The 15680-nt window shown below is 49.7% G+C and carries 12 protein-coding genes; all 12 read right to left on the reverse strand.

The annotated features are described in order from the left end of the window. Window positions 1-6: 6 nt before the first annotated feature. Window positions 7-912 carry a DUF4261 domain-containing protein gene (locus tag ACFRAM_RS05060; protein WP_379464838.1) on the reverse strand — a complete coding sequence of 302 codons (906 nt, stop codon included), beginning with the start codon at window positions 910-912 and terminating at the stop codon, window positions 7-9. Between the two features lie 21 nt (window positions 913-933). Further along, a complete protein-coding gene (locus ACFRAM_RS05065) occupies window positions 934-1821 on the reverse strand; it encodes a YwqG family protein (RefSeq protein WP_379464839.1) in 888 nt (295 codons plus the stop codon). A 231-nt stretch (window positions 1822-2052) separates the two neighbouring features. Next, window positions 2053-2661 (reverse strand): dienelactone hydrolase family protein, encoded by a 609-nt coding sequence (locus ACFRAM_RS05070; RefSeq protein ID WP_379464840.1) that lies wholly within the window; start codon window positions 2659-2661, stop codon window positions 2053-2055. 78 nt (window positions 2662-2739) lie between these two features. After that, window positions 2740-3999, reverse strand: coding sequence for a tyrosine--tRNA ligase (gene tyrS, locus ACFRAM_RS05075; protein ID WP_066372427.1), 1260 nt, complete (start codon window positions 3997-3999; stop codon window positions 2740-2742). A 356-nt stretch (window positions 4000-4355) separates the two neighbouring features. After that, a complete protein-coding gene (locus ACFRAM_RS05080; RefSeq protein WP_379464841.1) occupies window positions 4356-5564 on the reverse strand; it encodes an MFS transporter in 1209 nt (402 codons plus the stop codon). 42 nt (window positions 5565-5606) lie between these two features. Continuing rightward, window positions 5607-6806, reverse strand: a complete 1200-nt coding sequence (locus ACFRAM_RS05085; RefSeq protein WP_379464842.1) for a M24 family metallopeptidase — start codon at window positions 6804-6806, stop codon at window positions 5607-5609. Window positions 6807-6920: 114 nt separating this feature from the next. Next, window positions 6921-7736: an ABC transporter permease gene (locus tag ACFRAM_RS05090; RefSeq protein ID WP_379464843.1), complete on the reverse strand. Its 816-nt coding sequence runs from the start codon at window positions 7734-7736 to the stop codon at window positions 6921-6923. Between the two features lies 1 nt (window position 7737). Then, window positions 7738-8646, reverse strand: a complete 909-nt coding sequence (locus ACFRAM_RS05095; protein WP_379464844.1) for an ABC transporter permease — start codon at window positions 8644-8646, stop codon at window positions 7738-7740. 2 nt (window positions 8647-8648) lie between these two features. Further along, complete coding sequence (locus ACFRAM_RS05100) at window positions 8649-9752, reverse strand: ABC transporter ATP-binding protein (protein ID WP_379464845.1); 1104 nt, start codon at window positions 9750-9752, stop codon at window positions 8649-8651. A 38-nt stretch (window positions 9753-9790) separates the two neighbouring features. Then, window positions 9791-10948, reverse strand: a complete 1158-nt coding sequence (locus ACFRAM_RS05105; protein ID WP_379464846.1) for an extracellular solute-binding protein — start codon at window positions 10946-10948, stop codon at window positions 9791-9793. Window positions 10949-11514: 566 nt separating this feature from the next. Continuing rightward, window positions 11515-13485, reverse strand: coding sequence for a hydantoinase B/oxoprolinase family protein (locus tag ACFRAM_RS05110; RefSeq protein WP_379465517.1), 1971 nt, complete (start codon window positions 13483-13485; stop codon window positions 11515-11517). Next, window positions 13485-15530 (reverse strand): hydantoinase/oxoprolinase family protein, encoded by a 2046-nt coding sequence (locus ACFRAM_RS05115; protein ID WP_379464847.1) that lies wholly within the window; start codon window positions 15528-15530, stop codon window positions 13485-13487. Before ACFRAM_RS05115 ends, ACFRAM_RS05110 begins: the two co-directional genes overlap by 1 nt. Window positions 15531-15680 lie beyond the last annotated feature (150 nt).

Below are 15680 nucleotides of genomic sequence, written 5' to 3' on the forward strand. Positions count from 1 at the left end.
TGCCTACTACTCCGCATGCCCCTGTCTTCCAGCGTAATAAGGCTCTCCCGGATCAATGTCCAGCACGACCCGATGCGGCGCGGCCAGTGCGTACTGGTGCTCACAGCGCCAGCGCATCTCTTCGGTGAAACCAATCGTCTCCCCATCGTCAATAATGTCTCCCTGATCGAACAGATAATAAGCGATATCCGTTAACTGTCCAGCTACTTCACCTGGCTCGAGATCATAGAAATGACACTGCACATCAGGTATTCCGAGCGCGGCAAGTCCCAGCGAATCCATCAGACCTTCACGCCGTCCACTTCCGGTACCCTCCACATTGTAGAAACGTATATTCATCGCCCCATACAGAATCGCACCCTGTCCCACCGCGGCTAGATAGGCCCCGGGTTCCACCAGCTTATCGCTCTCCCGAAAATAGATGGCCTCGCAAGGTGCCGTTTCCAGGATAGCCCTGAGCGTCCCAGTTAAAAGCTGCAATCTGGCCTTTGGCTCCAATCCGGAACTCATCAAGTCTGTCAGCATCAACGAGTAGTGGCAGCCCTCCAGCGCCTGCGCTGCCTCCGGCCAATGCCAAGCTTGCTGAACAGCTGTCGCATATTGATCAGCCGAACGGTGGTCCACTTCCATCAGACTGGTCTGAGCGGGAATCGCCCCATCTGTATATTGAACCTGATAATTCAAATGGAAAAAGTGCAGCATTTCCTTCTCTTCAGCTTCATTAGCCTCCCATACGGCAAGCTTGGGATCTTTGTTGTCCCCGGTTGCCGGCTGTTCGACTTGACCCGTGTAGGCTTCCATTTTCGCATACAGCAAATCTCTGTCCAGCTTCGGCTTCTTGCTGTATTTCAGTTCAATGCCGTAAACTCTTGCGAAGCCAAAGTCCTTTTGCTCATCTATAACATCAGTCATAATTCAATTGTCCTCCTGCCGTTAACTAGAATAAAGCGAACAATATGTACGCTCAAAATTCCCTGCCAATAAATCCTCCTTGCGGATAAAAAAGTGCAGTAACCCGGCATCCCACCAGCAGAAGCCCACATCGTTATCCGATTCCAGTTCAAGTAGCATAAGCGTATCCTGAGTTTCTTGCATGGCTGCTGCCTCATCTCCGCCAAAATGATCAGTGATCTGGGCCAGCGCATCTTTTTTACTATAGTTGTATTCCTCACCGGTCAGCAGCATCAACGCCGCTTCATATTCCGCATCATCATGCTGGCCAATCGGATAACCGAACATCCGCACTACTTCGCTGCTCTGACGGTCGCTGAGCGCATAACTGAAATCCTCATACTCCTCGTAATCCACCGTCTCGTTCTCAACTTGGTCGCTATCGACATAAGCGTAATTCGGTGCTTCAAGCGAGGCTTTGATTTCAAGCTGATAGCCGTTGAACTCTTCTTCCAGCACCGTCATTTCGGGAGCTACACGCCGCTCTGCACCAGCAAGCTGATCTTCCCGCACAAAAAGCACACGATGCTCAATATTGTACGCCGGCTCATCCAAGCCTACGAAGAAATAAAGCATCCCTTCTCCCGGGAGCAATGACGACTCGTCATATCGGGCGCATTCCTTGAGGTTTAGTTGTGTTAAAAAGGTCATTGGCACTCCATCTGTAGTTAAAGGCCACTCTATATGAGGTGGGAGATCCGGATCTCCCCCGATTCTGGACACGCCTGGCGTGGTATAGTCTTCAGCAACAGCCTTAGTGCAGCTAATGGTTTGTCTCGTATTTTGCAACAAATAGGGCGCGGCATGTGTCAAATGATGTTCCAATATCATGCTTTCCAGCCGTTTGCGATTAGCTTCATTCAGGTTCAAAGTAGTCCTCCTCAGGTCATAGGCATAAATCTATTCTATCTGATCCTGGGAGTGCCTTCTATAATGCTATGTGCCCAGGTACCTTGGAGCTATAGAGGGAGAGTACTACTATTTTCACAAAGTTACAATTCGATGCCTCCCATTAGTAAGCCTACTCTATAGCAGGTCCTGCCAGCATCTTTATCTGAAGCGTATTCGGCTTGATTGTACTCAAAAAAACACCTCAGAGTCTTAACTCTGAAGCGCCTTTATAAATTCAATCATTTCATTATTAGCTTTGAGCGCTGACTCTTGGCAATAATGGCTCGAACCAGGATCGCTGAAACCATGTTTAGGACCTAAAACTTCAACACGAACGTGATTTTTCATTCGCAATGTAGAGCTTAACTCTTCAACATTAAACGATTGTTCCTCTTGAGGGAAGAATAACAGTACCGGGCATGTAGGATCAATATCCGTGTAATCTCTAATCCGTGAACCGTAGTAACCTATGACTCCATCACATAAGCCTTCTTCTTCCGTGCACAACCACGCGGTAGTTGCTCCCACGCTGAAGCCGAGTACTAACACTGCCTGATATTGTTCTCTGATCTGTCTAATTAGACTTTCTACCTGCGAAAAGGCCTTTTCAAAACCTACGTTGTGAACAAAATGCCCATAGGCCAATTTTTCTTCATCATAACGAAAAGACCGTTCTACATTCAGCAAATCGGGGCAGTATACATCGACCAGCAGCTGTTCAGATAGCACTTGGCAGGTGTTGGTCATATGCTCATTTATCCCATAAATCTCATGAACAACAACAACAGCTGTGTCAGAATTATTCAGATAGGTTAGCATTACACTCTCCTTATATAACAATTGCTGGCACATCGAGATTCGAAAATCTTGACATGCCAGCAATCGGGATACAAGCTACTAAGACAATTTCACCAGGCTGTAGTTCTTCTTACCTTTACGGATGATGATAAAACGCCCACCAATCGCTTGATCTGCAGTTACTTCGAACGCTACATCGGTTACACGCTCGCCATTCAGCGAGATCGCACCCTTCGTAATGTCTTCGCGCGCTTGACGTTTGGACGGCTCAATACCGAGATCCACAAGCCAATCGACAATGTTCTTCGACTCTTGTGTCGCTTCGAACGTCGGCATCTCCTTGAAGCCCTGCTCGATCTCATCGGCCGTTAGTGATTTAATGTCCCCGCTGAACAGCGCCGCTGTAATGCGTTTTGCTTGCTCCAGTAATTCTTCGCTATGAACGAATCTCGTCATTTCCTCTGCCAGCGCTTTTTGTGCTTCACGTTTATGAGGCTCGGTCTGTACTTTTTCAGCCAATCCGTCAATTTGCTCTTTCGTGAGGAAGGTGAAGTATTTCAGGTATTTCACGACATCGCGGTCGTCAGTGTTAGCCCAGAATTGGTAGAATTCGAAAGGCGTTGTTTTGTTCGGATCAAGCCAGATCGCTCCCCCCGCGGATTTACCGAACTTGGTGCCATCTGATTTCAGCATCAGCGGAATCGTCAGACCAAACGCTTTAGATTCAGAGCCTTCTTTTCTACGGATCAGATCCAGACCGCTAGTAATGTTGCCCCACTGGTCGGAACCGCCGATTTGCAGCTGTACATCCTCATTCTGGAACAGGTGCAGGTAATCCAGCGATTGCAGAATCTGGTAAGAGAACTCTGTAAAAGAGATCCCGCTCTCCAGACGGCTCGCCACAACATCCTTCGCCAGCATCGAGTTGATGCTGAAGTTTTTACCGTAATCGCGCAGGAATTCAATAACATTGATCTTATGGGTCCAATCGTAGTTGTTCACCATACGCATCTGATTGTCGCCTTCGGTGATGAACAGCTTCTTCAATTGAGCCGCCAGTGCATTCACGTTGTCCTGAATTTGCTCCAGCGTCTGTAGAGAACGCTCGCTTTGCCGGCCGCTTGGATCACCAATCGTTCCTGTAGCTCCGCCAATCAGAATCACCGGACGGTGTCCAGCCAGCTGAAAACGTTTGAGCACCATGAACGGAATCAAGTGACCAATATGCATACTGTCACCCGTTGGGTCTACCCCGCAGTACAGCGAGACTGCTTTTTGATTCGTCAGCTCCCGCAATCCCTCGGCATCCGTCTGTTGATTGATGGCGTCGCGCCATTCCAATTCGTCAATAATATTCAAATCATTCCACTCCTCAGTCATAGTTATCTAGTATCCAAACATGATTCCACGAAAAAAAAAAATCGCCCCTTGTCTATTGTAGACATAGGGACGATTCAATAACCGTGTTACCACCCAGCTTGCAGCTATGGATTCTTGTGCTAATGCACACCAATGCTGCCACTCTTAGCGAAGTATCGATCGCCATTCCGCTCGGCATTACCCGAGATACTCCAGAGTGTAATTCGACAGGCTTAGTGTGTACCGGGTTCCATCACCCCCGGCTTTCTGTGACAGGGACTAAGCTGCTACTGGGCTCTTTCAACGTATATCGTATATTAGAATACAGACAGTATATGTGAATTCTGACATCGATGTCAACCACTTAGAGTAGAAATGCTGTTGTCCCCAGCTCCCAGCCGTTTAAGAACGGCACATAACAGAACTCCGATAACGACATACACTGCGATCAAGCCAACAATACCAGACCAGCCGAATTCATGATACAGCAGACCGCCACCTGTACCGCTCAGACTGGAGCCTACATAGTAGAAGAACAGATACAATGAATTGGCTTGCGATTTATGTTCCTTGGACACCAGTCCGACCCAGCTGCTGGCAATCGAATGGCCACCGAAGAAACCGAACACGAACAACGTAATCCCAAGTATTTTAAATACTAAGCTTCCACAGCCGGTAAGTAATGCACCGCTCAAAAAAATACCCAAGGCTGCCAGCATGATCGGAATCCGTCCATATCGGTCGGCCATTCTGCCCATCCAGGTTGAGCTAATCGAACCCATGATATATACGACAAAAATACTACCCACCAAAGACTGACTTAGATTATAAGGTGCCCCTAGCAGCTCAAACCCGATATAGTTGAACAACGTCACAAATCCGCCCATGAACAAAAATCCCAAACCGTACAGACATAACAGCCTCACGTTAACGAGCTGCGTCCAGAGCAGCGGCACCAGTTTGCTTAGCTCTAACTTACGCTTCACAAAGTTCCGGGATGCCGGAATAGTCAGCCAAAACACGATTGAAGCCAGTATACTGAGACCTCCCAGCACTGTTGTCGCCACACGCCAATTGAACCAGTCGGTTAATAGCCCGCTTATAATACGCCCAGCCATGCCACCAATCGCATTTCCGCTTATGTATAAGCCCATGGCATATCCCAGACTATTCTTATCCATTTCCTCCGACAGATAGGTCATCGCAATGGCAGGTAACCCCGCAAGCACAATACCCTGTACGATACGTAACAGCAAAAGCATATTGAAGCTGGTACTAAAAGAGAAGGCCACCGTAATTACTGAAGCTGCCGCCAGCGACGCAGTCATGATCGTTTTTCTTCCCCATGCATCCGACAGTGCACCGACGAACAGCATCGTAAGCGCCATAGCAATTGTCGTAACCGACATCGCCAGGCTCGCCAGAGTAGGCGTAATGTTGAAATCCAAGGTTAACTCAGGGATTATAGGCTGGAGACAATAAAGAAGTGCGAATGTACTGAAACCGCCAGCGAACAACGCTAGACTGCTGTGTTTAAATTCTCTTGTTCCTTGCTGTATTCCCATTACATCTATCCTTCGTTGATTAATTCATGCTTTGTGCCTTTACTACTGTTGATACAGCCTACGCTCCATGTGAGTAATAAATTCGAAGCCATCCTCTGTCACAACAACGGTATCCTCAATTTGGAATCCACCCGCACCCAGCTCATAATATGGCACCTCTACGCAAAGGACCATTCCCTTCTCAAGCACACTATGATCGCCTGGCGATAACGTTATACCATCGTAGAGTTCCAAACCAATCGCATGGCCTACATGCTGACGGCGGTAATGTGGAATCCCTTCCTTTTGCACAGTAGTCAGCGCCGCTTCGAACACCTCGGAGGCTTTGACACCAGGTCTGATCATGTCGAGTGCCCGTTCCCAGCCGGTCTTAACGTAATGAAAATGGTTCCGTTGCCACTCCGTCGGCTCACCCAATACGGCTGTTCGTCCGGTATCCGCCCAATATCCGCCTAGTTGCAGACAAAGATCGAAGCGGACGAGATCTCCCGGTGCAATGGTGTGAAAATAGTTTTCGATTAGCGGCAAGGCGCTGCGTGGACCGGCACCCACAGCGGTCATTGCCGGAACGGCTTTACCCTTCACAGCAGCAAGACGATAATGCTGCGCTATATCCGCTTCATGAACACCTGCGGCGATCATCGCAATCAGCTCGCTTTCTGCCTGCTCGTTCAGCGCTGCAGCTTTTTTCAACAGGGCAATCTCGGCCTCTGTCTTCACCCCGCGGATTTGCCGGAACAGAGCATACGCCGGGAACGCTCCACCACTCGGTAGCAGTTCATTCAGCTTGCTATAAATATCCGGGGCCATCCGCATCTCATCGACACCGACAGGTTGTCCTTTAATGCCCAGCTGTGTTAGAGCCGCCTCCAACGCTGCGAAAGGAGTGGCATAGGATGGAGTATTTTGCAGCAAATCATAGAAGAGATCAATATCAGGCGTTGAAGGCTTGCCCGCGATAGACCCCTCTACAAAGAAATCACTGTACACATAAAGATCTGCACCTGAAATGCCCATCTGGGCAATCACGCCCAGCCGGTTCGTCGGGATAATAATGCAAGGACGCTGCTCTGGATTTTTTGGCATGACCGCATAAATCTGCATACTCCAATTGGTCGCGCGAAGCTGTGAGCCAATCGTATAAGCTACATTTTCCGGTGTGGTTGCAATGAGAGCAGACAAGCCATGACGCTCCATATAGGCCGCTGCCCGGCTGCGGTTGGCAATGACGACATCACTCATGGGAACAACCTCCTATTTTTTAAAATATAAGAATTTATATGTTTTACGCTATAAATCATCCTTATATTTCTCGCTGAAACGGATGTCGTCCCTTAGAGGACGGCAAAGCCGTTTCTACTTTTTGCCCAGCATTTTCTCCATGGCCGGCGCTGATTTCAGCGCGACTTTGATGCCAAAGAAGAGCAGCAGGGCAAATACAATCATCATGACAGACACAACGGCAATCGTAGGGTCCTGCCATTTTTCCATATAAATAAACAGCTGAATCGGCAAGGTATAACTACCCTGACGTAAAATGAGCAACGCGGTTTCCACCTGGTCGAAAGTAAAGACAAACGAAATCGCACCGGCCATGAGCAAGCTGATTTTCAACTGCGGCAAGGTAACGGTGAAGAAGACTCTTAGCGGCTTGGCGCCAAGATCAGCAGCGGCCTCACGATCAGCCGGCTTCAGGTTCGCCAGCGCACCGCCGACAATAGAAATCACAAAAGGAAACACTGTGACCGCTTCGCCTAAGATCAGTGCAAACAGGCCACCTGCGATATGCATTTTGGAGAACAGAATCAAATAGGCAACGCCCAGTGTAATCTTCGGAACGACCATCGGAGACATGAAAAAAGCCTTCAGAACGCCACTCCCCGGAAAGGGATAATACAGAATCCCCATTGCCGCGAGTGTCCCCCCAACTAAAGCAAGCAGGGTTGCACCGCTGGAGGCAATCAGACTGTTAACAAACGCCTGACCGAACTGCTTCTGTGACGCCAAATGACTGTACCATTCTGTAGAGAAGCCTTTGGGCGGAAACACACTGGAGGTGCCTGCACCAAAGGAGGTCAGGATAATAATCAGCAACGGTAGTGTCAGAAACAGACAGATCAAGATCGCTGCAACGTACAGTACCCATTTAAAGCTAACGTTCTTTGTACGCATCTTATCGACCTCCTACAGTACTGCGTCTGTACATCAACCATTCAGCGGATCGGTTCACTATTAGGGAGACCAGTATCGAAGCTGCGAACAAAAACAGACTCGCTACCGCAGCCATCGGCCAGTTCGTATCGAGTGTCCGCTGATAAATAAACACGGGCAAGGTCATCACTCGTCCGCCACCGATTAATTGAGGGGTTGTAAAAGCCGTGAGACACAGCGTAAACACGATCTGTACGCCGCTGGCAATTCCTCTTGCCGATAACGGAAAGGTAATCGTGAAGAATGTCCGCCATTTTCCGGCCCCCAAATCATGTGCGGCATGCTTGAGTACCCCGTCATTCTGAAGCAGCACGCTCAATATCGGAAAGACCATGAACGGCAGGAAGATATGCACAAGCGCAATAACGACACCTGTCTCATTATGCATCAGATTAAAGCCCGTCTCCGTAAGACCCAGCTTCACAAACACCCAGTTCAAAAAGCCTTGGCGGGAAAGGATGATCATCCAACCATAAGAACGGACCACAGCGCTGATCAGCAGCGGCATGAAGGTCACAAGCAGCATCACTTGTCGTAAGCCCGAGCTGCGCACCCCTGCAATAACATAGGCGAGCGGATAGGCTAGCAGCAAGCTCCAGAAGGTCACCTTTAGCGCAAGCCGGAAGGTAGAGCCTATCAATTTCCAATAATACGGATCACTCAAAAATGCCTTATACGTATCGGGGCGCCAGGCCGATACAATGGTCCCTTGCTCAAAAGCATCGAAGCTGAATCGGCTAAAAATCAGCATACCGGCCAAATAAATAATCCCCATCAGCAGCAGCGCAGGCAGCAGTAACAGCAAGCGCATGAGCCAGGAGGACTGGCCCTGCGACGGCCTTTTAACAGGCCTGCTGGACGCTTTGGTCATGATTACGCCTCCCTCGAGTCATCAAGGAACAGTGCATACTCTCGCTGAAAACCAAGCGCTATCTCTTGCCCCACGCCATATATAGGGTTTCCGGGCTGGTACTGTACATTAGCTGTCAACTCATAGCCGCCGCCAATAGCAATTTTGTAACGGATGCTCGCACCGCCATATACACTCTCCAGGATCTTTCCGGTCAACTGATTATCACAGCGCTCCGCGCTTTCTCCCAGCCCGACATATTCATAGCGTAATGAAAGATGACCTGTCGATCCCACGCCAGCTGCCCCCGGGTTCCGCGCTTCAAACGTTCGGCCGCAGCACTCCACGATCAGCTTGGAGCCGCTACTCTCAATCACCTTAGCTTCCAGCAAATTCGTATCCCCGATGAATTTGGCTACAAAACTATCTACCGGCCGCTCATAGATTTCACTAGGTGTACCATATTGTAAAATGACGCCGGAGCGCATAACAGCAATGCGGTCAGACAGATTCATCGCTTCATTCTGGTCATGCGTAACAAAGATAAAGGTCCCACCTAATTCGCGCTGAATACGCTTGAGTTCATGCTGCATATCCAATCGCAGCTGCATATCAAGCGCAGATAGCGGCTCGTCCAGCAGCAGCACCTCCGGCTTATTGACCAAAGCCCGTGCAATGGCAATCCGCTGTGCCTGACCACCCGACAGCTGCGATATGCTGCGATTGCTGTAATCGGACAGCTGCACCAGCTCCAGCACCTCCGCCACACGTTTCTTGATTTCAGCCTTGCCCAGTTTCTTCACCTTAAGGCCATACGCAATATTGTTGTATACATCCATATGAGGAAACAGCGCCAGCTGCTGGAAAATCATGTTCGTATTGCGTCCATAAGCCGGCACTCCGGAAACATCTTTACCAGAGAGCAGAACGACTCCCTGATCCGGATGCTCCAATCCGCCAAGGATCCGCAGCAGCGTTGTTTTGCCACAGCCGCTGGGGCCAAGCAGGGAGATAAACTCCCCCCGCTTCACCTCCAGTGAAACCTGATTCAAGGCTGTATGCCCGGCGAATTGTTTCACAATATTACGGGCCTCGATGGCTGTTGTCTCAGCATGCTGATTGCTCATGATGCCAATCCCACCTTCCTCCACTTACTTTACAGCTATTACAGATTCGTTTTGACGAGACGATCCCATAGTTCTTTCCACTTGGAGCTGTCCTCAGCCATTTTACTCCAATCCGGGTTGATGCCTTTGCTTTGCACCTCTGCGGAGAAGGATGGATCATTCTTATACTTGTCAGGAACGGTCGCCTTCGTACTAGTGAATGGTGTGCCTGTCTCTTCAGCATAGCGGGTCAAGGCATCCGCAGAGATTAGCTCATTGATAATTTCATTAGCCACACGAGCTTGTTCCGGTGTAGATCCTTTTACAATTTGCAGAGAGTAAGGGAAGGATATCGCGCCTTCCTTCGGATAGGCAACTGCCAGCGGCGAACCGCCATCAATCCAGGTCTGTGCGACTTGGGCGCTGAATGGTGCAATTAGGGCATCCCCTGAATCAAGCAGGCTCTTAAGCTGGTCATTCGACGTCACCAAAGTCTGAATTTGGCTGCTATGATCACCCCAGAACTTAAAGGCAGGTTCCGGATTGTTATACGTTGCGCCTAGCTCGTTGCCTTTAACGGCAATCAGCGGCGAAATCACTGGGTAGAACATGTAATCCCAAAGTGCGACTTTGCCTTTGAATTGCTCATTGTCCCACAGATCATTCCAGCTGGTTGGCGGGGTCTTCACAAGATCCTTGTTGTATACCAGTGAAAAGCTGGAGATGCCCCAAACAATCCCTTTGTTGTCAGCTTGATGATATTGCTCAGGAATGTCAGCAAGATTCGTCACAATAGAAGGATCCAGCGATTCCCACATATCGTCCTTCAAGCCTTTGGCTGAAGCGTCAGCATTGAAATATCCGAAGTTGACGATCGGGTTATTCGGATCAGCTTGCTTGCCGGCAACCATTTTCGGATACATTACAGAGTTGGATGATTCCTCGAAGGTTACTTCGACGTTGGGATGAGCTGCCACATATTTCGCTACAACCTCTTTAGGCACTACATCCTGATTGGAGCCTGCCCAGATGAACATCGTCAGCTTAACTTTGTCTTCCTTGCTATTGCTTGTATTAGTGCTTTGTTCTGAACCCGTGTTACTTCCTGTATTAGATCCGTTGTTAGAAGCTGTGTTGTTACCGCCGCAAGCTGTTACAGCTAACGCAGTCGCCAAGGTAAGTGCAGACAGAGCCAGGGAACGTTTCTTCAATTTCATGGTAATCTCTCCTTTTTTTAATGGATCTATATAAGATGAATCTATACAAGATGAACTTAGGATCTGAACGTAAGATCCAAACGTAAGATCTGAACGTAAAGCTCGGTCGTCATTACAATGATGTTTGGACTTGAACTCTAATCGGATTCTAAGCCTGTTCAAACAAGCTGACTAACGGGAATTTCTCCAGTTATTTTGCTCATTCCGCAGAGATGGGGCACATTAACAGGAAAAACTCCTGTTATTTCGTCCAATTACTTTCTAAACCTGTCCAAACGAGCTGACTAACGGGAGTTTTTCCAGTTATTTCGCTCATTCTGCAGAAATATGGTGCATTAACAGGAAAAATTCCTGTTATTCCGACCATTTCCGTCCAATTCCATCCATACTCTGCTATGAAGACGAGTTAAGTGGATGGGGATTTTGCGTCGTAGAGCCCTAACTTCATTCCTAGAGTCCTGACATCATTCCTAGAGCCCTAACCTCATTCCTAGAGTCCTGACATCACCAGAATAACGCCTAGTCTTCTATTTGATTGTTAATTTCATTGAATATAGTCTTATAAGCTAATGCATTCCCGTTTGACTTTTTATTTCCTGCATAAGCTTCCCGATATCATCAGGGGCGATTTGCACGCCTTGCTGTGCCAGTGCTTCAGCTTTATCCATCGTTCTTCGTTTCAGATAATCACGGAGCGCAAGCGGGTATTGCCGAAGCGCCTGTCCGACAGCCCGCTGCATTTCATCGCTCCATAGCTGCTCGAACTGCTCGCGCTTGCTGCCAAAGCTGAAATCCTCAACGTTCTCCCGATGATCCTTGCGAAGAACCGCTGTTGCCGCCTCATCGACCTGCTGCTTAGCGAGTACAACACCGTACAGCGTCTTAGCTGCGTCTTCCGTCAGTAACCCGCTGCGCACATCTTCCAGCACCTCTTGCGGATCACGCAGGAAGGGATCGCCATAGCCGCCTCCACCCTGCGACAGGAACGTTACTGTGTCACCGGGATGAAGCAGAAGCTCATCAATTCTTCCCAAGGAACGCTCATCTACAGTCCCGGCATTTTGAATCGCTGCACCAACCTGCCCTACACCGCCACCGAGCCGGCCCCAAGGCTGGAACTGCATCCGCTCCATATTACGGGCGGTCATAATTGTATCCGGACTAAGGATTTTCACTTTTAGATCAATGCCGCTACCGCCGCGATACTTGCCCGCACCTGCTGAATCCTGACGCAAGCCATATCTTTCAATCAAAATCGGCATCTCAGCTTCCACCGCTTCCGCGGGGATATTCCGCAAATGGCCGACAGCGAAATCCATGCCGTCTATGCCGTCCTTCATCGGCCGCGCACCCGATCCGCCGCAAATCGGCTGAATGACACCAACCTTCTTCCGGCCTGTGACAGGATCTGTGATCGCCAGCATGACGATACAAGCTTGTCCTGCTCCCGCGGCGGGAAGCTTATCGGCCTGCGCCTTACTCATCGCCCCTGTCAATACATCCATGACACGGATGAAGGTCGCAGCTCTGGCCCCAACCGCCGCCATTGGTTCAGGATTGAGGATTGTTGCTGGCGGCGCATCATTACGAACCATACGGATCATGCCGGAGTTCCACGGAATTGTGGGGTCAACGGTTCTGAAATAGCGAATCAGTGCCGGGACAAGCATATAGTGACCTTGTTTATTCGCCGTGACAATATTAAAAGAAGCACGAACCTGCGGATCGCTTCCATCAAAATCAAGGAAGATTTCTTCACCGGCGATGTCCATCCGGCAGCGAAGACGGATCGGATAGCCACCAGGACCATCCTCCAGATAATCCCAGAAATCATAGGAACCATCCGGAATATCACGGATAATGGCTCTTACCTTAAGCTCCGAATATTGCAGCAAATCAACAATCCCTTGCTCGACCTTATCCAGACCATAACGGGTAATTAGCTCTTGAAGCCTCAGCTCACCCCGATGCAATGCTGCCATCAACGCCTTCAGATCGCCCCAGTTCTGGTCGGGAATACGGCTGTTGTCCAGGAATAGACGAAGTACCTGCTCATTGAGCACGCCTTGATCATACAGCTTCACCGGAGCAATCCGGATGCCCTCCATGTGAATATCATAAGATGTCGGCGAGACACTGCCTGGCACTTTACCGCCAACATCGGAAGAATGTACGAAGCACATCCCGAACGCTACTATTTTCCCTTGATGAAAAAAAGGCTTAATCAGATGCACATCTGGTAAATGGGTCGCCATTCCGCCTGTCGCATAGGGATCATTCGTGATGACGATGTCCCCTTCTTTCCAATCCCCGATGGCTTCAATAGTTTCGCCCGCCGGAATGCCAAGAGAAAGATTATAGCCCGTATCCAATGGCGAGCCAAAGGTTTCTCCCGCTGGTGTCAGCAGATAGGTTCCGAAATCTCCGGTTTCCTTGACGAATGCCGTAAAACCTGTCCGAAGAACGACATTGGCCATTTCCTCTACAATGGCTTGCACCCGGTTTTTAAAAATTTCAAGAAAGACCTTGTCTGTCATCACAATTCGGCCTCCCCGATGATATTTCCAAAACGATCCTTAGTCAGACTGTATCCTGGCGGAACGAATACAGTGGTATCATACTCATTGATTATGACCGGTCCTGACAACATCTCACCTACGTTCAATTGTTCCCGGTCAGTAATGAAGGCTTGATACTCCTGTCCATCAAAAACAATCGTTCTCCGCTCTGCTTCATAGTTGGTCTTCACAGGCGCTGGGACAACAACAGTCTCCGATTTGCGCGTGACACCAATAATTGTCGCCCTCAGGTTTACAAAGGCTACCGGAGATTCAGGTTGACTAGTCCCAAATACAGCCTCATATTGCTGGTGGAATCTTGCCTCGGCATCAGCGATACTTCCGTATGCCTCACTGGAAAGTGTCACACTGAGATCAAAGGCCTGTCCTTCGTAGCGCATGTCTGCACTGTACATCAGATACATATGGTCCAGCTCAATACCCTGTTCTGTTTCCTCTGTGATCCAGCGTCTCCCCTGCTCCCCAAGATGTTCGAACCATTGCGCCAGCTCACCCGGCTGCAGTTCATCGCTTACCTTGTTCAGAGAATGAACGAAGTCATTCCGCAAATCGGCCACTACACAGCCCATCGCACACAGTGTTCCCGGTGAAGGCGGAATCAGCACCTTGCGGATCCCCACCTCACGGGCCATGAGAAATGCATGCATAGGACCGGCGCCGCCGTAAGCCAGCAGTGTAAAATCACGCGGGTCGACGCCTTTGCGAGCCATGAGCGGTGTAAACTGGGCATACATGTTGGCTGTTGCCACATCCAGTATGGCCTGTGCCGCTTCATAGGAACTCATTCCGAGCTGCTCACCTAGACGCTCCAGCACCGCCTGAGCCAGATCTGGTCTTAATTCCATCTGTCCGCCCAGGAACCGATCCGCCTGCAAAATGCCCAAATGCAGATAGGCATCCGTTGTAGTCGGTAATGTCCCTCCGCGATTGTAACAGGCCGGGCCTGGACGGGCCCCGACACTACGAGGACCTACTTTCAATACGCCCGCTGAATCTACCCAGGCGATGGATCCGCCTCCAGCTCCAATGGCGGTCACATCGATGGCCGGAATAATCACCGGAAAATCACCGACTTGATTATCTACAGAATAAGCGGGCTGTCCGTCAATCAACGCAACATCCACGCTGGTTCCACCCATGTCAAATGTAACCACCTGATTCAGTCCTGCCATACGAGCTACATGCGTAGCGCCGATGACCCCGGAAGCCGGACCGGACAGCAATGTCTTCACCGGTTCACTGGACGCTCTGGTCGAGGACATGATTCCGCCATTGGACATCGTGGACAGCACCTTGGCTGTCAAACCATACTGCTGCACGCCCTGCTCCAGCCGCTGGAAGTATCCCCCCATTTGCGACCCGACATAGGCATTCATCACCGTAGCCAGCGTTCTTTCGTACTCGCGCTGCTGTGGCCACACACCGCTGCTTGTGCAGACAAACAGCTCTGGATAGTGCTGCTTGATGAGCTGCTCGGCAAGCTGCTCATGCCCGGCATTTTTATAAGAATGCAAGAAGCTGATGGCAATGGCCGTCACGCCCTCTTGTACCAATTCTTCAACGGATTGAAGAAGCTGCTGCTCATTCAAGCTGCGAAAAACTTCGCCGCTGGCGAGGCAGCGCTCATCGATCTCTTTGACCAAACGCCGGGGCACTAGTGGAAGTGCCTTGTCGCCGTATAGATTCGTGGTATTTTCTAATCGCAACCGGCGAATTTCAAGCACATCCCGGAACCCCTCAGTCACAAGGAGTCCGGTGACCGCTCCATTCCGCTCGATTAACGTGTTGACACCAAGCGTCGTCCCATGCACGAACAGGCCAATATCCGCGATATTGATAGAAGCCTTCTGCAGTTGCTCCAACGCATTAAATATAGCTTGTTCCGGGGCATCCGGTATCGAAGGCGTCTTTAGTGAGGCGACCACGCGACCGTCTGCATCCGCGACCATCGCATCCGTAAATGTGCCTCCGATATCTATGCCCAGCCGGTAGCCTTGTTCCACTTTCTCTTCCTCCTTAAAGTTTTGCGAAGCAAAACTACTTCGTAAGCATATTCTTAAGTTTTGCGAAGCAAAACTACTTCGTAAGCATATTCTTAAGTTTTGCGAAGCAAAACTACTTCGTAAGCATATTCTTAAGTTTTGCGAAGCAAA

It is taken from the genome of Paenibacillus sp. NPDC056722, from assembly GCF_042790635.1.
Lineage (GTDB): Bacteria > Bacillota > Bacilli > Paenibacillales > Paenibacillaceae > Paenibacillus_AQ > Paenibacillus_AQ agri.

What these genes read in the sequence shown, in the direction of transcription:
- ACFRAM_RS05080 (WP_379464841.1), bottom strand. Translation starts at nt 5,564, where the DNA reads ATGGGAATACAGCAAGGAACAAGAGAATTTAAACACAGCAGTCTAGCG.
- ACFRAM_RS05100 (WP_379464845.1), bottom strand. Translation starts at nt 9,752, where the DNA reads ATGAGCAATCAGCATGCTGAGACAACAGCCATCGAGGCCCGTAATATT.
- ACFRAM_RS05070 (WP_379464840.1), bottom strand. Translation starts at nt 2,661, where the DNA reads ATGCTAACCTATCTGAATAATTCTGACACAGCTGTTGTTGTTGTTCAT.
- ACFRAM_RS05110 (WP_379465517.1), bottom strand. Translation starts at nt 13,485, where the DNA reads ATGACAGACAAGGTCTTTCTTGAAATTTTTAAAAACCGGGTGCAAGCC.
- ACFRAM_RS05060 (WP_379464838.1), bottom strand. Translation starts at nt 912, where the DNA reads ATGACTGATGTTATAGATGAGCAAAAGGACTTTGGCTTCGCAAGAGTT.
- ACFRAM_RS05095 (WP_379464844.1), bottom strand. Translation starts at nt 8,646, where the DNA reads ATGACCAAAGCGTCCAGCAGGCCTGTTAAAAGGCCGTCGCAGGGCCAG.
- ACFRAM_RS05090 (WP_379464843.1), bottom strand. Translation starts at nt 7,736, where the DNA reads ATGCGTACAAAGAACGTTAGCTTTAAATGGGTACTGTACGTTGCAGCG.
- ACFRAM_RS05085 (WP_379464842.1), bottom strand. Translation starts at nt 6,806, where the DNA reads ATGAGTGATGTCGTCATTGCCAACCGCAGCCGGGCAGCGGCCTATATG.
- ACFRAM_RS05105 (WP_379464846.1), bottom strand. Translation starts at nt 10,948, where the DNA reads ATGAAATTGAAGAAACGTTCCCTGGCTCTGTCTGCACTTACCTTGGCG.